The organism is Alcaligenes sp. LTN-3 (assembly GCF_059735605.1).
In genome coordinates this window covers 678,394-697,301 of record NZ_JCAPDN010000001.1, presented here as the reverse complement: position 1 = coordinate 697,301, position 18,908 = coordinate 678,394, and the positions used below count along the sequence as shown (strand labels likewise).

Below are 18,908 nucleotides of genomic sequence, written 5' to 3'. Positions count from 1 at the left end.
CTATTCGTGGCTTAAGCGTTTCGCCACGATATGGAACGGGGTCTACTTTAGGGATGTGGTCTTGTCGACGCCAGTATGACCAAGGCTATAGGTGTTCACTAAAAGTGAAGGCCAAGCGCACAGGTCGACCTCGTCTAGTAAGCAACGCGACAACACGCTCCAGCGTAAATGGGTGTGGGCACAGCTAAAACGGGTGAGCAACAAAGGGGGCCAAGGGCTACCGCTTTCTGAGGAAACGTATCTGTTTCACAGTAGCGTGGCTCCTGGCCAGCGTGATTGCTGCACCAGCGAGCGCATAACATCGGCCAGCACGATCCGGGCCGCCAGCCCCGCTGGTGCTAATTCTTCGTCGGATAAGCTGGCGATCAGGTTGCGGCGTTTGAGGGTTTCATGCGCTAAAGGCAAGCTCACTAAACGTTGATTGTGATTACGAACTACCGCCGCGCCAGGTTGAACCGTTGCGGCGTAGCCAGAGCACACCACATCCATTAGCAAGGCCAGGCCGTCAATCTCCACCACCACATTGGCCTCAGTGCCTTCGCGGAAAAATTCGGCATTCAGCAAAGCACGTAAGCCGTGGGAGGCACTGGGCATGACAAGTGGCAGATTGGCAATATCACCCAGCGTTAACGAGTGCCCCTCAGGCAACAAGCGGCGTTGATTGGGGTGGATGATAAGAAACAGGCGTTCATCCAGAATAGCTTGCGCACTCCAGGAGTGATGCCCTGCCGTATGGAACACCACCCCTAAGTCAATCTGGCGTCGATTGAGCATTTGAGACAGATTGCCCGATAAGCTTTCGATCAGATGCACCCGCACATCGGGATAGCGCTGCTTCATGGCACTGAGAAAAGGGACCGCCAGGACCGAACCGGTGGTCGGAGCCAGACCTACCGTGACCTGCCCAGACAGCCGAGCGGCCTGCGCCGCCAGGACGGCATTATCGGTGTGTCTCAACGCCAATTGAGCTTCTTGACGAAAAGCCAAGCCGGCGGCGGTAGGGACCACACCTGTCGATGTGCGCTGTAACAGGCGCACCGATAGCTCCCCTTCCAGGCGGCTGATTTGCTGGCTGAGCGCTGAAGTGACAATACCCAGATCTTGGGCGGCCTTACCCATGCTGCCCAACTCCACTACACGCAAGAAATACCGCAGCTGACGCAGCTCCATGATAGAACGCCATAAAAAAGTAGGACGAAAGCTCTGATCATAGATCAATTAGACAAAGAGCTGCTTATCCTGACAATGACAGGCCCCATCGGCACAAACAGGAACTCGAAGAGAAAGACATTAGGACGCTGACAAACCATACTTGCGGATCTTATCGTGCAGCGTGCTTTTGGCGATGCCCAACTCCTGTCCGGCACGGGTCAAATTATGTTGATGTCGTCTCAGGGCCTCGACGATCAAGGCACGCTCGACCGCTTCCACCGTTTGGACCAGGGAGGTCGGCACCGTTCCTGGCGCAGCTTGCTGACCGGGCAAGGCGCTGTTGACTCCCAGCACGCAACGGTCCGCAAAATTGCGCAGCTCGCGCACATTGCCTGGCCAATGCCAGGCCAGCATGGCCTGCAGGCGCTCGGAGTCCGGCTCCAGAGCCGGGCGGCCATGTCGGGCCGCCGCCAACAAAGCAAAATGTTCAAACAACAGGCCAATATCCTCGCGCCGTTCACGCAAGGGGGGCAAGGGCAAGGTGGCCATATTCAGGCGGTAATACAAGTCGTGACGGAACTGGCCTTGATCAGCCTGCGCCAGCAAATCGACTTTCGTGGCCGCAATCACCCGGCAATTGATGGCGATGGATTGATTCGAACCCAGTCGCTCCAGCGTTCGTTCCTGTAAGACGCGCAATAGTTTGACCTGCATGGCCATCGGCATGCTCTCTATTTCATCCAGAAACAGCGTACCCTGATGTGCATGTTCGATTTTGCCGATTACCCGCTTGCCGGCGCCCGTAAAAGCGCCTGCTTCATGACCAAACATTTGACTGTCAAACAGACTGTCGGACAGTGCGCCGCAGTTGACGGCCACAAAATTGCCCTCACTGGTGTGTCCCACCTCGTGAAGACAGCGCGCCACCAGCTCTTTTCCGGTGCCGGTTTCGCCAAAAATGAGTACATCGGCAGCACTATTGCCCAGATTGCAGATCAGTTCACGCACCTTGGACATGACTGAAGAGTTGCCCAGCACACGGGCTTCAATGGATTGCTTGTCTTGCAATTGACACTGCAATGCTTTGATTTCAAAGCTCATTTGGCGCCTATCCAAGGCGCGCGATACGACTTGTACAAAATGTTCGGGCGAAAAGGGCTTTTCGATGAAATCATAGGCCCCCATTTTCATGGCCTGAACGGCCATTGATACATCGCCATGGCCGGTAATCAGCACCACAGGCAAATCGCTGTCTACATGTTGCAATTGCTGCAACAAGCTCATGCCATCGGCGCCCGGCAAACGTACATCGGACACGACAATGCCTGGCCAGCCATTGTGCAGCAGGCGCAAGGCCTGTTCTGCGCTCTCGGCCTGCTCCACCCGAATGCCTTCAAGCTGCAAGGTTTGGCTACAACCCAGACGTACATTGGCATCGTCTTCAACGATAAGAACCGTCAGTGCGTCGTACATTTTTCTGCTCCAGGAAAGGGAAGCACAATAGTGAATACGGCGCCACCGCTTGGCAAGTTATCTGCCGTCAAGCGACCCCCACAATGTTGGATGATACTCATCGAAATGGCCAAACCCAGGCCCAGTCCGGTACCACTGTCTTTGGTGGTGAAAAACGGCTCGAATAAATGCAAACGCACCTCCTCGCTTAATCCCGGGCCATTATCATGAACCCGGATCGCCACCTGCTGGCCTTGCCGCTGGCTGCTGATCTGAACGACGGGATGAGCGTTTTGCGTAGACGCGGCATCAATCGCATTGCTCAGTAAATTAACAATGACTTGTTCAAGGCGGTTGGGATTGCACAGCACCCTGCCCGCATCGTCAGCCAATTGCACATGTATCGTTGCGCGGTGTTGGTTAATAGAGGGTTCCAGGATCAGCAAGGCATGATCGATGATGGCGTTCAAATCTGCCAGCCCCGAATGACCGGGCGATTTGCGAGCAAATTGCTTGAGTTGTGAGGTCAGTGCGCCCATGCTGTCCACCAAATCATTGATGCGCTTCAAATTGGCGCGCACCGTATCCAGGTCGCCGCGCTCCATGAAGCGGATGGTGTTCCCTGATAAGGTACGCAGCGCAGTCAAGGGTTGATTGAGCTCGTGGGCCAGGCCAGTAGACAATTGTCCAATGACGGCCAGTTTGCCTGCGTGAATCAAGCCGGCCTGAGTCTCTTCCAACGTGCGGGTACGCTCCTCCACTTTGCGTTCAAGCTGAGCATGGGCCCGCTCCAGTTGCAAGCGTGCAAGAGCCCGATCACGCTGTTGCTGCCGGCGCAAATACCAACTGATCAACATCACAAAAAAGGACATGATCCCCAAGGCGGCCAGGCCTGCGTACAGGCGAGCCATGGCATAGACCAGATCGGTGGGCAAAAACAGCGTCAAAGTCCAGCCGTTAGCACCAAACGGAAGTGTCTGAGCCAGAAAAAGTCCGCGAACCTGATCCTCTGTCTCCGACTCTGTCCCGGTCCCAGACCAAGACACTAATTGCGCATCTCGGCTCAGCACTTTTTGGGTCAGCAGATCCAGTGGCGCAATCGGTAAACCGTTGTACTGGCGAGTCTCGCGCAGGTACTGCTGCACATCTTCAGTCAGGGGCTGATTTGCCGTAAATTTCCAGGCGGGTACGGAGGACAAGATCGCCACACCATAGTGATCGGAAACGATCACCGGCGCTTGTGCATGGGTCCAGGAATCCTGTAAACGATCCAGGTCCACCTTGATGACGGCCACCCCCATGACATGCCCTGCCAGCGAGATGGGTGCGGAGATGTAATAGCCTGCCTCGCCCCGAGTGGTTCCAACGCCAAAGAAGAAACCAGGCCGCCCTTGGCGTGCCTCGGAAAAATAATGGCGATAAGAGAGGTCTTCCCCCAGATAACTGTCGGCCTGTTGCCAGTTGCTGGTCGCCAGAACGTGCCCCTGGCGTCCAAGGATGTAAATCACGCGGGTCTTGGCGCGCTCGTTCAAGCGCTCCAGATGACGGCTAACCTCAAGCGAGGACTGGGTGCCACGCTCCAGCAGCCCCACCACCGCTTGATCCAGCTCCAGCATCTTGGGTAAATACTCGTACTTCTCGACTTCGTGACGCAATGTCAACGCATACAAATTCAGACGCTGTCGCGCTGAGCCCTGCAAACTGGCCAGTCCAAGCGCTTCGCCAACACGGTAAGCCACCATGCCCGCTATGGCAGCCAGTGACACAATCAATGTCAGCAACAGCAAGACTTTCTGAAGACGAAAAAATCGGAGCAAATGCATAAAAACGTAGCGGCCACTGACACGGGATTGTAGTAAACAGCCGCTACCCAGACAGGAGGGGTGTCAGGCAATGACAGGCGCTGAGCTTGCCGGGGGTGCCTCCTCGGGCCGGGGCTGCGATGAGCCTGCCGCCCTGCTGTCCGCCTCGTCGGGCGCATCGATGGCACCTTCCCATTTAGCGACAACGGCTGTGGCAATGCCGTTACCCAATACATTTGTCGCGGTGCGGCCCATGTCCAGAAAGTGATCAATGCCCATGATCAATAGTACACCAGCCTCAGGCAGACCAAACATCGGTAAAACCGCGGCCACCACGACTAGCGCGGAGCGTGGCACACCGGCGATACCTTTGCTGGAGATCATCAACACCAGCAGCATAATAATCTGCTGTTGCAAGGTCAGCGGCACGTCATACGCCTGTGAGATAAACAAAGCGGCAAAAGCGGTGTAGATCATGGAGCCATCCAGGTTAAAGGAGTAGCCCAGCGGCAGGACAAAGCCGATAACGCGCTTGCGTACACCAAACACTTCCAGCTTTTCCATCAGACGCGGATAGGCCGCTTCACTGGAGGCGGTGGAAAAACCCAGCAACATGGGTTGACGGATTTCTTTGAACAGCGTGAATACCCGACCCTTGAGCACCAGAAATCCGGCAGCAAGCAAAATCAACCACAACACCACCAAGGTGGCATAAAAACTGCCCAGAAACTTGCCATAGACCGCCAAAATACCCAGCCCTTCCGTCGTGATGATATTGGCCACGGCTGCAAACACCCCCAGTGGCGCAAAGTACATGACGTAGTTGGTTACCGTCAGCATCACCGGCACAGCGCCCTCGATAGTTTGTGCGAGGGTGTTTGCCTGGGGATTGCCACGCACTTTCCCCAAGGCCAGTCCAAAAAATACCGAGAACACCAGGATTTGCAAAATCTCGTTCTTGGACATGGACTCAAAAAAGTTACGTGGCACAACGTGAGTCAAAAACGTTTTCAGGTTCAGTGCCGAGGTATCCACTCCCAAGTGCGCGGATTCAGCCGGCAAGGGAATGCCGACATTGGCGCCAGGCTGAAAAATATTGGCAAAAATCAGCCCTACCGTCAGCGATACCAGCGACGCCAACAGGAACCAGCCCACGGCACGGCCACCGATACGGCCAACAGTCGCTGCATCATCCATGCTGGCCATACCGGCAACCAGCGTGGCGAAAATCAGCGGCGCAATGATCATTTTGATCAAGCGCAAAAACATATCCGTCACCATGCCAAAGTAGCTGGCAATGGCATGAGCCTGTTCAGGGGTATCGGCCATTTTGTGGCAGATATACCCCACCACCACACCCAATGCCATGGCAATCAGAATCCATGTGGTTTGCTTATTCAGCTTCATATGCTTATCTCCCTTGTCGGTCCGTGCGCGGGCCTGTCAGTTTTTTTTAATTAAAGAGTTTGCTCAAATTCGTTCACGGTGCGTGGCGCGATCAGCAGTTCAGGCCGCAAGGCCTGAGCCAGCTCGTTCGCACTTAACAAGCCCTGCTCCAGAATCAGCTCGGCCACCCCTTTGCCGGTTTCATGCGCCTGCTTGGCAATGTCGGTGGCTGCGGCGTAGCCAATCAACGGATTAAGCGCCGTAACCAATCCGATGGATTGGCTGACACTGTCTGCCAGGCGCTGAGGATTGGCGGTGATCGCTTCCACGCAGTAGTCGGCCAGAATCATGCATCCGCGTTGCAGGTGACGCAGGCTCTTGTAGAGGCTGTGCGCAATAATGGGTTCAAACGCGTTGAGCTGAAGCTGTCCTGCTTCGGCCGCAAAGGAGACAGTCACATCATTGCCAAAGACTTCAAAGGCAATCTGGCTGACCGCTTCCGGAATGACGGGATTGACTTTGCCCGGCATGATGGAGGAGCCCGCTTGGCGTGGTGGCAAATTGATCTCGCCAATGCCAGCGCGTGGGCCGCTCGATAGTAGACGCAGGTCGTTGCAGGTCTTGGACAGCGTGACGGCAATCCGTTTCAACGCGCTGGACAATTGCACAAAAGCGCTGCAGTCCTGGGTGGCCAAGATCAGATTGGGGGCGCTGCGCAGGCTGATCCCCGTGTTTGAGGACAATTGACGCGTGACCAGTTTGGCATAGCGAGGATGGGTATTGATACCCGTGCCAATCGCGGTCGCACCCAGATTGATTTCACACAGCTCTTGCATGGCCTCGGTCAGGCAAAGGCGATCTTTGGCAATCATGCCGGCGTAAACCGCAAACTCTTGCCCCAGGGTCATAGGGACCGCTTCTTGCAGTTGTGTTCGCCCCATTTTCAATAGCTCTTTGAAAGCGTGAGCTTTGCTCTCGAACGCTTGCTGCAAGTACTCCAAGGCGGTCAATAAACGGGCAGCGCCCTGATAGGCAGCTAGCTTCAAGGCGGTGGGGTATACATCATTGGTCGACTGCCCCAGATTGACATCCTCATTGGGGTGAAGAAAAGCGTATTGCCCTCGCTCATGACCCAAAATCTCCAGCGCACGGTTAGCGATCACCTCGTTCGCATTCATATTGGTAGAGGTTCCCGCACCACCTTGGATCACATCCACCACAAAATGGTCGTGATGCTGGCCGGACTCAATTTCTCGGCATGCCTGCACAATCGCTTCTTTCTTGACGGCATCCAATGCTCCCAGCGCGTGGTTAGCCTGCGCGGCGGATGCTTTGATCTGTGCCAGGGCACGAATCAAATCGGGATAGTTTGAAATAGGTGTCGCCGTAATATCGAAGTTTTCAACGGCTCGCAGGGTGTGAACGCCAAAATACACCGAGTCAGGTACGGGCCGAGTTCCTAGCAAGTCTTTTTCCAGGCGCGTGTGAGCCGTTGCGGTGCAATCAGTCATGTCATCTCTCCGTTTTTATGTAGGGCCCCAAAAATTGGGGTTGTTGTACCGGAGTTAAAAGCAACAACTGTGCCAACAACAGCGGATTGCACTAGCCTATTGAAAAACAAGCCATTTTTTGTGCACTGATTGTAGAGACACTGACAATACGCTCCCTTCTGTTCGGATTTCCGAACACGGCAAGCCCAAAAAAGACGGAAACCCGAACAGAAGTCATCAGACTGTGCGGCTGTGGGTTTTATCCGGCTGTATTACCATGCGGTTTTCTCCCAAAATCGCCCCTCTTTTTGTTGGATACTTTTTTTCAATGTTTGGAATTCTTTTCCGTTAATTGCATTTATTTTCTTTGTTGGATGCCTTGAAGATAGGCGGGTTAGATGTTTGTGTACACCCACAAGGGGATCGGGGTTCATCATTTCTCATCCCTGCCTTAAACTAAGCCTTCTTCCCTTCTTCCCTTCTTCCCTTCTTCCCTTCTTCCCTTCTTCCCTTCTTCCCTTCTTCCCTTCTTCCCTTCTTCCCTTCTTCCCTTCTTCCCTTCTTCGTAGCTTCGGGGTTCGCCCCAGCTTTTCCAAGTTCTTATTTTCTTTTATTGATCTGCATTTCTTTATGCATTCTTTCGTCCTTATTTCAGGTTGCTCCGGCGGTGGTAAGTCCACTTTGTTAGCCGAGCTCCAAAAACGTGGGCATACCGTGATTCAAGAGCCTGGGCGACGTATTGTTCAGGAACAGTTGGCCATCCAAGGCTCTGCTCTACCCTGGCTGGATCTGGAGGCCTTTCTGCAAGAGGCGCTCAAGATTGCCCAAACAGACTACGTGACCGCAGCTCAAGATGGTTCGTGGGTGTTTTTTGATCGTGGCCTGATTGATGCGGCAGCCGCGTTACAAGAATTAAGAGGCCATCCCTTGCTGGAGGCGGTCAGTCGCGCTTACCCCTACCATCCTCGGGTGTTTTTAACGCCGCCCTGGCCACAGATTTATAAGCAGGACCCGGAACGCCGGCATGATATCAACGCGGCTTTGCATGAGTACGAACGCTTGACGCGTATCTACCCTTTGTTGGGCTACCAAGTGAGCATTCTTCCCAAGACAACAGTCCAAAAGCGCGCTGATTTTGTGCTCAATACCCTAGGCACGACCGCTCCATACAAGGAGCGCAAGGCAGTAAAAAAGGGCTGTCAGCCTTAATCGGCCAGCAGCCCTTCTTTTTACTGATATGGTCTCGAGCCTTGTTCAGTTTTTCAAACCAGGCATCACACGCGACAAGGTACCGGCCACCGTACGCTCCAGCACATCGACTAATACCACCGTCTGTTGGTCCACCTCGATATTAAGGCGATCGCCCACCTTGTAGCGGGAGAACGTTGTCTGGCGCAAGGTTTCGGGGATCAGGTTGATGGTCACAATGCCATCCTCCACATCCGCCACGGTCAAGCTGCAGCCATTAACGCCCAGAAAACCGCGTGGGAACACGTACTTCGCCCACTCTTCTGGTACACGGAAACGCAGACGGTTACCCGCCTCGGTAATGCTCAATTCAAGCACCTCTGCGGTCGTTGCGATATGGCCAGCCATCACATGGCCGCCTATTTCCTCGTTCAGCTTGGCCGAGCGCTCGATATTGACCAGATCACCTGTTTTAAGCGTGCCCAGATTCGTGCGCTCCAGCGTGACAGGGATCGCATCAAAAGTGACTTTAGGGCCGCTGATACTGGTTACGCTCAGGCAGGTGCCTTCCACGCTGACACTGGCACCCAGTTGCAGATCCACCAGCAGCTCGTCGGTGAAATCGATTTCAAACTCGGTACGGCCCAGCTCGGCCTTGACCGCGGTAAGAGGACGAACCGCTTTAACAATTCCGGTATACATCAGCACACTCCTTCGCAACATTCATGCAAAAGACCAGTGGCTAATGCAGGGGAGATTTTCAGATTTTTCATTTGAACGCATCCTTGATTAAACAATGCGTCCTCCGGGCAGCAATAAAACACCTCGCTGCCTTGATCACAAGGCAGCGAGGCTTCATCTTCTTTCATCCGGACTCTGACCGTCGGCCCAGGCTTTGCACCTGATCTGCTGATCTTTCCCAGGGGGAGATCGCTCGCGGGCTGGGGAACGAATCCCTTACCGCCGGTGGGGAATTTCACCCCGCCCTGAAGACGGTTGCAGTGTAAGACCGGAGCCCAAGTCTAATCAAGCCAGACCCAAGCCCAGTCGCCAAGCTCAAGCCTGGCGATGCACACTTAAGCCGGCAAAACTTTGCGCCACAGGCATCAACTCGATGTAGTTGACGTTCATATGGGCAGGCGCATTCATGATCCAGGTAATGGTGTTGGCGATATCCTCAGGCGTCAGCGCATCCACGTTCTGGTAAAGCGCAGCGGCTTTGTCTTTATCGCCCAAACGCACGGCGGAGAAGTCCGTGCCGGAACACAGGCCAGGAGCCACAGTAGAGACACGCACTGCCGTACCCGACAGGTCGGCACGCAGATTCAGGCCCAGATGATGCACAAATGCCTTGGTAGCGCCGTACACATTGCCGCCGGCGTAAGCGTATTCGCCCGCCGTCGAGCCCAGATTGATGATATGGCCCTTGTTCTGCTTGACCATACCTGGCAGCAAAGCGTGCGTAATATGCAGCAACGCGCTGATATTGGTAGCCACCATGGTATCCCACTGATCCATCTTGGCGTCTTGCGCCTTGTCCACGCCTAGCGCCAAACCGGCGTTATTGATCAGCACGTCGATATGGGGATAACGAGCCGTCAGATCCGCCAACACTGCCTCAGCACGCGCACGATCGGTCAAATCCACACTGACCGGTACAAACCGCTCGCCCAGCTCGGCGGCCAGGGCATCCAGCTTGTCCTGACGGCGCGCCAGACCCAGCACGGTGTGCCCTTCAGATACCAATTTACGAGCAAGAGCGGCCCCAAACCCTGAGGAGGCCCCGGTGACAACGGCGGTTTTCATAGTGCGATCCCTATACAGCTCGCTGCTCGTTAAGCAGGCGACAATTAAAGCATTAAGGATAGCAAACTTCAGGAACTTCGTAGCCCCTTCCCCCTAGGGAAAAAGCGGACAAATCCAGCAATGGACATGCCCGCTTTTTTCTCATCCCAAGGTCAGGCTGCAGGACGCTCCAGCCCCAGGTGTCCACGCAAAGTGCTGTGCTCGTACTCATGGCGGAACAGACCGCGTTTTTGCAGAACAGGTATCACCTGCTCAACAAAGTCTCGAATACCATTGGGCAAGGAAGGCGGCATCAGGTTAAAACCATCCGCGCCTTCATTGCGCCACCATTGCTCAATCTGATCAGCAATGGATTCTGGCGTACCGACCATGGTGCAATGACCACCACCGGCAGCAATACGACCCAGCAATTGACGAACCGTTGGTTTTTCTATTTCAACAATGCGCAGCATGGTGGCATAACGCCCTTTGGGGCCCTTGAAGCTCTCCAAAGGAGGCAGTGGCGGTACCGGCGCATCCAGTTCCCAGTCCATGCAATCCTGACCGACGAACATGCCCAACTGGCGCAAGGACGTCTCGGCGGGCAAGAGTTCATCCAGTTCCTGCTGCTTGCGACGCGCCTCTTCCATGGTAGAGCCCACATAGGTCACCAGGCCTGGCATCACGGGCACATCCACGCCCCGCCCCGTTTCCCGCACGCGTCGTTTGATGTCGCGGTAATAGGATTGGGCCGAGGGCAAGTCATACGCCACGGCATAAATCGCTTCAGCTTTGCGCGCGGCCAAATCCCGGCCTTGCTCAGAGGCACCGGCCTGAAACAGAACAGGCTGTCCTTGTGGTGAGCGCGGCAAGGTCAAGGGCCCATCGACCAGGAAGTGATCGCCCTTATGCAGGATCTGACGCACCTGATCTACCTTGGCATAATCGCCCTGCCTGTCCATCACCAAGGCACTGTCGCTCCAGGAGTCGAACAGCTTCAGCGAAGTCTCAACAAACTCTTCAGCCCGTGCATAGCGCCAGGCATGGTCGGGCATGGCTTCGTAGCCGTGATTACGTGCTTCCGAATCAAACATGGATGTCACCACGTTCCAGCCCATTCGCCCCTTGGACACATGATCCAGGGAGCACAACATGCGCGCTGCCACAAAAGGCGTGTAGAAAGTGCTGGAAACGGTGCTGATCAGGCCGATATGCTCGGTGGCTCGCGCCAGGGCGGCCATCATGGTCAAGGGTTCCAAAAACCAGCGCGGACCGTCAGACACGTTATCGCTGGATTGGCCATCGGCAAAGAATATGGCGTCCAGCTTGCCACGCTCGGCGATCTGGGTCAGTTCTTCGTAAAACCGGACATCGCCGAGGCGTTCTACCTGCGAATCGGGATGACGCCAGGCTGCTTTGTGATGCCCGCAGCCCATAATGAATAAATTGAAGTGCAGCTGCCTCATCCGTTTTTCACCAATCCACCGTCCACCACCAAATTCTGCCCAGTGACTGCCCGAGCCCACGGACCGGCAAAGAACAAAGCGGCATCGGCGAACTCCTCAGGCGTAGTCACACGGCGCAACGGTGTGCTGGCCGCAATCAAGTCAAACACGGCCTCGGGCGTAGCCGCGGACGCATCGGTTGTACGCAGCAAACCGCCAGAAATCATGTTCACAGTAATCTGATCGGGCCCCAGATCGTGCGACAAGGTACGCGTCATGGACAACAACGCCGCCTTGGCGGCCGTGTAATCGTGATAGGGCACAACAGGGTTCTGGAACAGGTTCGTACCGATATTGATGATGCGACCAAAGCCCGCTTGCTTCATACCAGGCAATGCCGCCTGTGTGGTGTTCAAGGCACCGCCCACAATGCCTTCCAGTTGCTGGTTCAGTTGCGACCACGTCAGCGTATCGGCATGGGGACGAGCATCGCCGTTGAAAGAAAATTCAGGCAACGCGTTATTGACGACCGTAGTGATAGGCTGGCCAAAATGCGCCTGGGCTTTGGCAAACAAAGCTTGCACCGCCGTCGCATCCGTCACGTCCGCTTGCACGGCCAGACATTGCTGCGGGAACTCATCCGCCAGCGCCTGAGCGGCTGCTTCACTTTTCAGGTAATTGATGACAACTTTCGCGCCCTGACGCGCAAACGCACGTACCAGGCAAGCCCCCAGGCCGCGTGCGCCGCCGGTGACCAGAACAAGTTGTTGGGAGAGTTCCGAGACGTGTTCCACAGACATGAGACTCCTTGCAAGAATTCGGCGAGGATGTCGGCCCGGTTCAGACGCAGGTCTATGGATTCGGACATCCCTTCGCCAGTATGAGCTGGATCAGGTTCGACGGGTTTTATCTCAGCCCTTTCCAAGAAGGACACCCCGTGCCGCAGCCAGACCATAGCATAAATTGGCCTAGACCGTATCATTGACATTTGAAAGAAGCTCTCCTACTCTTTGAACCTGTTCCTGGGGGAGTCCTTAACGGGCTGAGACTCCGCATTCAAGCGGTAACCCTTAGAACCTGATCCGGATCATGCCGGCGAAGGGAAAGGAAACGCGGCCTGGCAGCCTGCCCGCTCTTGTCTGTGCGGTGCATTCATCAGCTCACACGCCCCATTTCAATCCCTCCATTTTTCTGCGCCCTGCCCTGGCATCCCGCCAGCTTGGCCGGTTTGTGCCTGTTCAAACAGGTTTTTGGGGAGATCTCATGCTGGACCAAACCGCCACCCTCCTGTGGCTGATCGTTTTTTCTGCGGCTTTTGCTCTGGCCGGGGTGCTATACGCCCGCCACTACAAAAATTCTCTTGAAGACTTTGTGGTGGCTCGCAATAGTCAAAGTTCCGTCGCTACCATTCTGACTTTATTGGCTTCTTCGCTGGGCGCATGGATCCTGTTCTCACCCGCGCAGGCCGCCACCTGGGGAGGATTGAGCGCCGTCATCGGCTATGCCCTCGGTTCCATGTCGCCCCGCCTGGCCATGATTCCGCTGGGCAAACGCATGCGCGAGCTGCTGCCACGCGGCCACAGCCTGAGCGAGTTTGTCATTGCCCGCTACGGTCGCCCTATGTATGCGCTGACCCTGCTCATCATGTTGTTTTACATGTTCATCTCCATGACGGCTGAAATCACCGCCATGTCCAAGATGATTACCTTGATTGCCCCTATCCCCCTGTGGGTCACCGCCGGTATTGTGCTGCTGGCCACGCTGATCTACACGTCTTATGGCGGACTGCGCGCGTCCATCTTTACCGACAAGGTACAGATGCTTGTAATCCTGCCCATGCTGTTTCTGATCATCATGTTTGGTTGGCAAGCCGTAGGGGGTCCGGTGCAATTGTTTGACAGCGTGAAGCTGGAGGCGCCGCGCCTGATCGAGCTTGGCGACCCGGTCGGTATCAAGGCCGGGCTGACCTTCTTTGTGGCCATCTTGCTGACCGGCCTGTTTCACCAGGGCAACTGGCAGCGCATCTATGCCGCCAAAGACACGCAGTCCATGCGTCGCGGTTTTTTGCTCGGTGGCCTGTTTGTCGCCCCTTTCATCTTTTTGATGGGTTTATTTGGTCTGGCCTTTGTGGGCCTGGGCTCCACCGGTGACAGCTCCGTCGCCTTGTTCAACGTTATTTTGCCGCACGTACCGGTCTGGTTTCTGGTACTGCTGATTCCTTTGGGCCTGTCCTTGGTCATGAGCAGTGCCGATACCGCCATCAGTGCTGTTTCCAGCCTGATTGCGGTGGATCTGGGCCGGATCATGCCCCATCGCAATACCGCTCAAATGATGAGTCTGGCGCGGTCCCTGATCTGGGTTTGCTCCATCCCTGTGCTGTACGCGTCCTCGCAAGGTTTCAGTGTGCTGTACCTGTTCCTGCTGGCAGACTTGCTGTGTTCGGCAGCCGCTTTCCCCGTGTTCTTTGGTTTGTATAGCCGCCGCTACGATGGCTTTACCGCCACCCTCAGCACCCTGGGCGGCCTGGTGGCCGGTCTGGCCGTGTTCCCACGCCCCAATGGCCCGATGGATTACTTGCTGGAATCCTTCTTGCTGGCCGCCATTGTGCCGGTGCTGATCAGCGTGTTAATCATGCCTCTGCGTCGCCATCTGCCCAAGTTCGATTTGGGCACCCTGGCCTCCTCCACACGTGTTCTGGACTAAATCCGAACACACTGGATTCAAGTTCAAAACAAAAACCCCGGTTTGTCAGTCGCAAACCGGGGTTTTGTTGTAAAGGCTTATTGGACGGGACTTTCAGGCTGTGTTTGAGGAGTTTGCACAATGATTTCAACCCGTCGATTCGTTGCGCGTCCTTGCTGTGTCGCATTGTCCCCCAAGGGGCGTGTATCGGCATAACCGACCGCGCTCAGGCGCTGGCTGCCAATGCCATTGGCTTCCATGTAACGCACCACACTGCCCGCACGTGCACCGGACAGTTCCCAGTTGGAAGGGTAGCGATAGCTGCGAATGGGCACCGAATCCGTATGGCCTTCAATCACAATCGGGTGGGTGGATTTTTGCAATACTTCAGCCAATTGACGTAGCACCGTCAAACCCTCCAAGCCCAGATCCGCACCGCCCGAGTTGAACAGAATCTCGCTGTTGATACGGAAGCTCACAGACTGATCGTTCATGACCACATCAATGTTGTCACCCAAGCCATCCAGATCCAGACCGTGATTGCCTTTACCGTGCCCCTCACCCAGGCCGGACTCGGGAAACAGGCCCGCGCCTGCGGGCAACAAACCGGCTCCGTCTTTGCCCGCTTGTGCAACGACCGTCGCACCTCCCTGCCCTTGCCCCTGCGCCGCCGTTTGTACCCGCTTGCCTGCAAAGGACAGCATCACAATCATCAAGACCAGCAACAAGGTCATCATATCCAGATAGGTGGTCAGCCAGGCCTCTTCCTCCTCGGGTACGGCCAGCCCCGGATCATTCCAGGGGCGGCTGCGACGGCGGCTGCCCAGATTGCTGGCCAGTTGCTGTTCGATCTTGGCTCCCCGGGCTTGTTCCAGCTCTTTTTGCAAGGCTTTCTGACGGTCAGCCAGTTCACCCAGGGTCAGGTCCTGCTCCATGTTTCCCATGGGATCAACCTCGCTCCGGAGCCGGGTCCGCGTCATCGTCGCGGCCACCCCGGTCATTGATCTCGTCCTGATACTGGGCCATGAAGGAATTGAGTGTTTCGCGCATCAAAGCCGGGCCACGGCGCTGGCTCATCATGGATACCCCTTGCATGATCATGTTCATCAAAACCACGCGCTGCTCGGTACGGCGCTCCAGCTTCACGGCCACAGGCTTGAACACCAGATTGGAGAGCAGCACACCGTAGAACGTCGTCATCAAAGCCAGCGCCATTTGCTGACCAATAGAGGTAATGTCGCCATCGCCCAGCAAGAACATCAAATTAACCAGACCAATCAGCGTACCGACCATGCCGAAAGCAGGCGCGAAGCTGGCCATCAAACGGAAGAGTTGCGCTTCTGCATGCTCACGGGCACGCAAACGGCTGATGCGCCATTGCAAAAGATCTTCAATATCTTCTTGGGGAGCTCGGTCAATGACCAGTTGAACACCGGTTTTCAAAAACGGGTTGGCTACTTTTTCCAGCGCCTCTTCAACGGCACGAATATCACCCATCATCCACAAACGGGAAATATTGATCAGCTCATCCATATCCTGTTGGGTGTACAGGCGTTCGTTACGCAGCACCGTCCCGATCAGGCCAAAAATACGGACAACTTCGCTTAACGGGTAGCTGATAAACGTCGCCGCCAACGTACCTACCAGCACAACAGCTAAGCTGGGCAGGTCCACAAACAAGGCGGGGTTTTCTGCCGTAAAAAACAAGATCACGGCAAACAGCAGCACGCTGGCTACGATGCCGATCAGAGTAGAGGGGTTCATGCACAAGTCCTGGTTATGGCCCGATGGGCATCAGAACTACATATCGGCAGTACAGCGGGTTTCTTTAGGCTAGCACCTTGAGATAGATCAAACCCAAATGAAATTAAATCGTTTATTAGGAAGCGGCGCGGGCGCGTAAAGCTAACGCTGGTAATTCACCCGAATCGATGCCCGCACTCGAACCGCCTCGGTGCTGCCCGCCCAACTCCAGACTTCATGCTCCAACACAAAACCATAACGCGCATCCTGACCAGCAAAGGCTCTGGTGCTAAGTACCGAACCGTTCATGTCCACACAGGCTCCACCTTGCAAACACAGGCGACTTTTCAGAATGGCCCGGCCGTTATGGTCGTAGCTGAGTTCCACCTTGCCAAGCGCACGGGCCTGCGAACGTATGGACTCTGGAGGCATAAAGCGTTGCTGAGTACGTGGAGAGCTGGTTGTGATGGCCTCGCTAAGTTGCTCCCCATCCCAGGCTAGCGACGCCTTGTGCCCCATTGCGGGAGTACTTCCTACGATTAAAAAAATAAGACAGAGCTTATAAAATCTGTTTATAAAAACAGGTTTTTGAGCGTTTGGGGATTTCAACAAAGACATAGACTGTTTTTTTATACAGATAAAATAAGTTTCTTAATGATACGGCGCAAACATCTTAAATTTTTTTTAACTTTGGGTCGTAAGATACTAATATAAAGAAGATTTTTTCTGGTAGCATAAACGCACAAATTCTATCCGCCCTTCTGTTTCTCGCCGACCGGGAACTGAAAAATGCCTCAAACCAGAACAAAAAAACTCATTCGACCTGCATTATGCGCTTTATTGTTAGCGCCATTTTCGATGTTGTCTGTCGCGCAGACGCTGGCGCTGGCCGAACCATCCGCATTGAATGACGCCAGCACGGCCATCAGCTACAACGTACCGCATCTGGTTTTTGAAAAAAACCTGCAACCCATCAGCTACAGCGAAAACGATAGCCGCCGCGCGCTCAATGCCCTCAAACACGACGCTCTCATCCAGCACGCCGCCCTGCGTTCGGAGATTGCCTTTGTACAGGATCTGGAGTCGTCCACCGTGCTGTATCAAAAAAACAGCGACGCTGTTCGGCCCATTGCGTCCATTACCAAGCTGATGACGGCCCTGGTCGTGGCTGAATCCGGTCTGCCTATGGATGAAATGCTGGAGATCATCGACGAAGATGTGGACCGCGTCAAACACTCCAGCTCGCGTCTTCGCGTTGGCTCCAAACTGAACCGGGCCGACATGATGCACTTGGCATTGATGTCCTCGGAAAACCGGGCTGCCCATGCCTTGGGCCGCAGCTACCCTGGCGGTCTGCCTGCTTTTGTGCGCGCCATGAATGACAAGGCACGCGCTTTGGGTATGCGCAACACACGTTTTGTGGAACCTACCGGCTTGTCCAGCGACAACGTGGCCAGCCCGCGTGACCTGGTCAAATTACTGACCGCCACCAGTCAACATGACCGTATCCAACAGTACACCACGAACGATCAGTATTCCGTCCAGCCTGTGCGTGGCCGCCAACTGGTATTCAACAACACCAATCGTTTGGTGAAGAACGCCAACTGGGATATTCAAGTTTCCAAAACCGGCTTCATCAACGAAGCGGGGGAATGCCTGGTCATGCTGACCAAGATCGAAGATCGTGAAGTGGCTATTGTGCTGCTGAATTCCACGGGTCGTTACTCGCGTATTGGTGACGCCGTACGGATCCGCAATCTGGTTGAAAAGTCCAACGGACTGGCCATGCTTTAAGACGGCTCTTCGTGTCCCAACTCAAACTGCTTGAAGACTTCGTGACCCTGGCTCGTGCGGGCAGTTTTGTTCGAGCGGCAGAACAACGCCACGTCACGCATCCGGCATTTGGGCGCCGCATTCGGGCCTTGGAAGCATGGGTAGGAACGCCTTTGGTCGAGCGCAGCAGCTTGCCCGTTACGCTGACACCAGAAGGACAGGTGTTCTACAACACCGCCAACCAAGTGTTGGAACAATTAAACCGTGTCCGTCGGCAATTGCAGGCGTCGGATCAGGCCGGGCAAGGCAGTTTACGAATTGCCACTGGCCGCAGCCTGGCGCGTACCCTGGTCACCGACTGGGTCAGCCGCCTGCAAAAAGGTAGCCATGCGCCTTTGTCGGCCCATGTGCCCATCGACATCAGCACCGGCATGATGGCCGATATGGCCAAGCTGCTCGCCCAAGGCAAAACAGACTTCCTGTGTTGTTATGAACACCCGGCCTTATCGATTGAGCTACTGGCCGAGCAAGTGACCTACATGACCATTGCCACTGACAAGCTCGTGCCCACCTGTCAGCGACGCAAAAACGGCATGCCTTTGTATGAGCTCAATGCCGATAGCGGGCGCAGCATCCCGTTGATCTCGTATTCGGGCGGCTTGGCCATGGCCCGTATTCTGGGTGACAAGCTGCATCATTTTGCCTACCCCTTGGTCAGCACGGTACGTTGCGACTCGCTGGATACCGCAATGGGTTCGGTGCTCAAAGGCATGGGGGTCGCCTGGTTGCCCTTGTCCATGATTGCCAATGAATGTCGTCGCGGCACCTTGGTGCAATTGGGTGGCAAAGGCGATGAAATTGCCTTTGAGGTACGCCTGTACCGCTCCCGGGCTCCGCTCTCGGCGCTGGCCGAGTCTGTCTGGGCTTTTACCCAGCAGGGTCGTTGATCGTTCGGCTAATCGAAAAAGCACGGTCATGTGCCTTAATAGCACATCACAAATGACAGCAAC

Annotated in this window: 18 protein-coding genes and 3 riboswitches; of the genes, 4 read left to right on the top strand and 14 right to left on the bottom strand. The window is 55.2% G+C overall.

The window, feature by feature from the left end:
- Nucleotides 1-246: 246 nt before the first annotated feature.
- The 7 genes from AC6I6N_RS03405 to AC6I6N_RS03375 form a co-directional block, all read right to left on the bottom strand.
- Nucleotides 247-1,170, bottom strand: coding sequence for a LysR family transcriptional regulator (locus AC6I6N_RS03405; protein WP_497943226.1), 924 nt, complete (start codon nt 1,168-1,170; stop codon nt 247-249).
- 120 nt (nt 1,171-1,290) lie between these two features.
- A complete protein-coding gene (locus AC6I6N_RS03400; RefSeq protein WP_497943225.1) occupies nt 1,291-2,625 on the bottom strand; it encodes a sigma-54-dependent transcriptional regulator in 1,335 nt (444 codons plus the stop codon).
- Nucleotides 2,610-4,391 (bottom strand): ATP-binding protein, encoded by a 1,782-nt coding sequence (locus AC6I6N_RS03395; protein WP_497943224.1) that lies wholly within the window; start codon nt 4,389-4,391, stop codon nt 2,610-2,612. Before AC6I6N_RS03395 ends, AC6I6N_RS03400 begins: the two co-directional genes overlap by 16 nt.
- 99 nt (nt 4,392-4,490) lie before the next feature.
- The gene (locus AC6I6N_RS03390; protein WP_497943223.1) at nt 4,491-5,813 is read right to left on the bottom strand and encodes a dicarboxylate/amino acid:cation symporter; all 1,323 of its coding nucleotides are present in this window, start codon (nt 5,811-5,813) and stop codon (nt 4,491-4,493) included.
- 50 nt (nt 5,814-5,863) lie between these two features.
- The gene (locus AC6I6N_RS03385; protein WP_497943222.1) at nt 5,864-7,303 is read right to left on the bottom strand and encodes an aspartate ammonia-lyase; all 1,440 of its coding nucleotides are present in this window, start codon (nt 7,301-7,303) and stop codon (nt 5,864-5,866) included.
- 251 nt (nt 7,304-7,554) lie between these two features.
- The gene (locus AC6I6N_RS03380; protein ID WP_497943398.1) at nt 7,555-7,719 is read right to left on the bottom strand and encodes a hypothetical protein; all 165 of its coding nucleotides are present in this window, start codon (nt 7,717-7,719) and stop codon (nt 7,555-7,557) included.
- Nucleotides 7,720-7,722: 3 nt separating this feature from the next.
- Nucleotides 7,723-7,962, bottom strand: a complete 240-nt coding sequence (locus tag AC6I6N_RS03375) for a hypothetical protein (RefSeq protein ID WP_497943397.1) — start codon at nt 7,960-7,962, stop codon at nt 7,723-7,725.
- Here AC6I6N_RS03375 and AC6I6N_RS03370 point away from each other — a divergent pair.
- A complete protein-coding gene (locus AC6I6N_RS03370; RefSeq protein WP_094196650.1) occupies nt 7,913-8,491 on the top strand; it encodes an AAA family ATPase in 579 nt (192 codons plus the stop codon). The genes AC6I6N_RS03375 and AC6I6N_RS03370 overlap by 50 nt on opposite strands.
- Nucleotides 8,492-8,536: 45 nt before the next feature.
- Here AC6I6N_RS03370 and AC6I6N_RS03365 read toward each other — a convergent pair whose 3' ends face one another.
- The 4 genes from AC6I6N_RS03365 to AC6I6N_RS03350 all read right to left on the bottom strand — a co-directional run bounded on the left by AC6I6N_RS03365 (nt 8,537) and on the right by AC6I6N_RS03350 (nt 12,500).
- On the bottom strand, nt 8,537-9,172 hold the full coding sequence (locus AC6I6N_RS03365) for a riboflavin synthase subunit alpha (RefSeq protein ID WP_094196649.1): 636 nt from the start codon (nt 9,170-9,172) through the stop codon (nt 8,537-8,539).
- Nucleotides 9,173-9,323: 151 nt separating this feature from the next.
- Nucleotides 9,324-9,468, bottom strand: a riboswitch (FMN riboswitch).
- A 58-nt stretch (nt 9,469-9,526) separates the two neighbouring features.
- Nucleotides 9,527-10,276, bottom strand: a complete 750-nt coding sequence (locus AC6I6N_RS03360; protein WP_121738901.1) for an SDR family NAD(P)-dependent oxidoreductase — start codon at nt 10,274-10,276, stop codon at nt 9,527-9,529.
- Between the two features lie 152 nt (nt 10,277-10,428).
- Nucleotides 10,429-11,721 (bottom strand): LLM class flavin-dependent oxidoreductase, encoded by a 1,293-nt coding sequence (locus AC6I6N_RS03355; protein WP_497943221.1) that lies wholly within the window; start codon nt 11,719-11,721, stop codon nt 10,429-10,431.
- Nucleotides 11,718-12,500, bottom strand: coding sequence for a 3-oxoacyl-ACP reductase (locus AC6I6N_RS03350; protein ID WP_121738899.1), 783 nt, complete (start codon nt 12,498-12,500; stop codon nt 11,718-11,720). Before AC6I6N_RS03350 ends, AC6I6N_RS03355 begins: the two co-directional genes overlap by 4 nt.
- A 50-nt stretch (nt 12,501-12,550) precedes the next feature.
- A riboswitch (TPP riboswitch) is annotated at nt 12,551-12,648 on the bottom strand.
- Nucleotides 12,649-12,714: 66 nt separating this feature from the next.
- A riboswitch (TPP riboswitch) is annotated at nt 12,715-12,822 on the top strand.
- A 141-nt stretch (nt 12,823-12,963) separates the two neighbouring features.
- Here AC6I6N_RS03350 and AC6I6N_RS03345 point away from each other — a divergent pair.
- Nucleotides 12,964-14,403, top strand: coding sequence for a sodium:solute symporter family protein (locus AC6I6N_RS03345; protein WP_094198340.1), 1,440 nt, complete (start codon nt 12,964-12,966; stop codon nt 14,401-14,403).
- Between the two features lie 77 nt (nt 14,404-14,480).
- Here the strand turns inward: AC6I6N_RS03345 and AC6I6N_RS03340 are convergent, their stop codons facing one another.
- From AC6I6N_RS03340 to AC6I6N_RS03330, 3 genes are all read right to left on the bottom strand, one after another.
- Nucleotides 14,481-15,326 (bottom strand): OmpA/MotB family protein, encoded by an 846-nt coding sequence (locus tag AC6I6N_RS03340; RefSeq protein WP_497943220.1) that lies wholly within the window; start codon nt 15,324-15,326, stop codon nt 14,481-14,483.
- A gap of 4 nt (nt 15,327-15,330) precedes the next feature.
- On the bottom strand, nt 15,331-16,146 hold the full coding sequence (locus AC6I6N_RS03335) for a motility protein A (RefSeq protein WP_009454185.1): 816 nt from the start codon (nt 16,144-16,146) through the stop codon (nt 15,331-15,333).
- A gap of 141 nt (nt 16,147-16,287) precedes the next feature.
- The gene (locus tag AC6I6N_RS03330; RefSeq protein WP_497943219.1) at nt 16,288-16,644 is read right to left on the bottom strand and encodes a flagellar protein FlhE; all 357 of its coding nucleotides are present in this window, start codon (nt 16,642-16,644) and stop codon (nt 16,288-16,290) included.
- Between the two features lie 270 nt (nt 16,645-16,914).
- On the opposite strand from AC6I6N_RS03330, the gene pbpG reads away from it, so the two are divergent.
- Together pbpG and AC6I6N_RS03320 are read left to right on the top strand one after the other, a co-directional pair.
- A complete protein-coding gene (gene pbpG / locus AC6I6N_RS03325; protein WP_230018230.1) occupies nt 16,915-17,919 on the top strand; it encodes a D-alanyl-D-alanine endopeptidase in 1,005 nt (334 codons plus the stop codon).
- 11 nt (nt 17,920-17,930) lie between these two features.
- Entirely contained in the window at nt 17,931-18,845 is a 915-nt protein-coding gene (locus AC6I6N_RS03320; protein WP_108727460.1) for a LysR family transcriptional regulator, read from the top strand.
- The last annotated feature ends 63 nt before the right edge of the window (nt 18,846-18,908 follow it).

Excerpts from the sequence above, each read along its gene's own strand:
- AC6I6N_RS03405 (WP_497943226.1), bottom strand. The coding sequence starts at position 1,170 with ATGGAGCTGCGTCAGCTGCGGTATTTCTTGCGTGTAGTGGAGTTGGGC.
- AC6I6N_RS03400 (WP_497943225.1), bottom strand. The coding sequence starts at position 2,625 with ATGTACGACGCACTGACGGTTCTTATCGTTGAAGACGATGCCAATGTA.
- AC6I6N_RS03390 (WP_497943223.1), bottom strand. The coding sequence starts at position 5,813 with ATGAAGCTGAATAAGCAAACCACATGGATTCTGATTGCCATGGCATTG.
- AC6I6N_RS03385 (WP_497943222.1), bottom strand. The coding sequence starts at position 7,303 with ATGACTGATTGCACCGCAACGGCTCACACGCGCCTGGAAAAAGACTTG.
- AC6I6N_RS03380 (WP_497943398.1), bottom strand. The coding sequence starts at position 7,719 with ATGATGAACCCCGATCCCCTTGTGGGTGTACACAAACATCTAACCCGC.
- AC6I6N_RS03370 (WP_094196650.1), top strand. The coding sequence starts at position 7,913 with ATGCATTCTTTCGTCCTTATTTCAGGTTGCTCCGGCGGTGGTAAGTCC.
- AC6I6N_RS03365 (WP_094196649.1), bottom strand. The coding sequence starts at position 9,172 with ATGTATACCGGAATTGTTAAAGCGGTTCGTCCTCTTACCGCGGTCAAG.
- AC6I6N_RS03360 (WP_121738901.1), bottom strand. The coding sequence starts at position 10,276 with ATGAAAACCGCCGTTGTCACCGGGGCCTCCTCAGGGTTTGGGGCCGCT.
- AC6I6N_RS03355 (WP_497943221.1), bottom strand. The coding sequence starts at position 11,721 with ATGAGGCAGCTGCACTTCAATTTATTCATTATGGGCTGCGGGCATCAC.
- AC6I6N_RS03350 (WP_121738899.1), bottom strand. The coding sequence starts at position 12,500 with ATGTCTGTGGAACACGTCTCGGAACTCTCCCAACAACTTGTTCTGGTC.
- AC6I6N_RS03345 (WP_094198340.1), top strand. The coding sequence starts at position 12,964 with ATGCTGGACCAAACCGCCACCCTCCTGTGGCTGATCGTTTTTTCTGCG.
- AC6I6N_RS03340 (WP_497943220.1), bottom strand. The coding sequence starts at position 15,326 with ATGGGAAACATGGAGCAGGACCTGACCCTGGGTGAACTGGCTGACCGT.
- AC6I6N_RS03335 (WP_009454185.1), bottom strand. The coding sequence starts at position 16,146 with ATGAACCCCTCTACTCTGATCGGCATCGTAGCCAGCGTGCTGCTGTTT.
- AC6I6N_RS03330 (WP_497943219.1), bottom strand. The coding sequence starts at position 16,644 with ATGGGGCACAAGGCGTCGCTAGCCTGGGATGGGGAGCAACTTAGCGAG.
- pbpG (WP_230018230.1), top strand. The coding sequence starts at position 16,915 with ATGCCTCAAACCAGAACAAAAAAACTCATTCGACCTGCATTATGCGCT.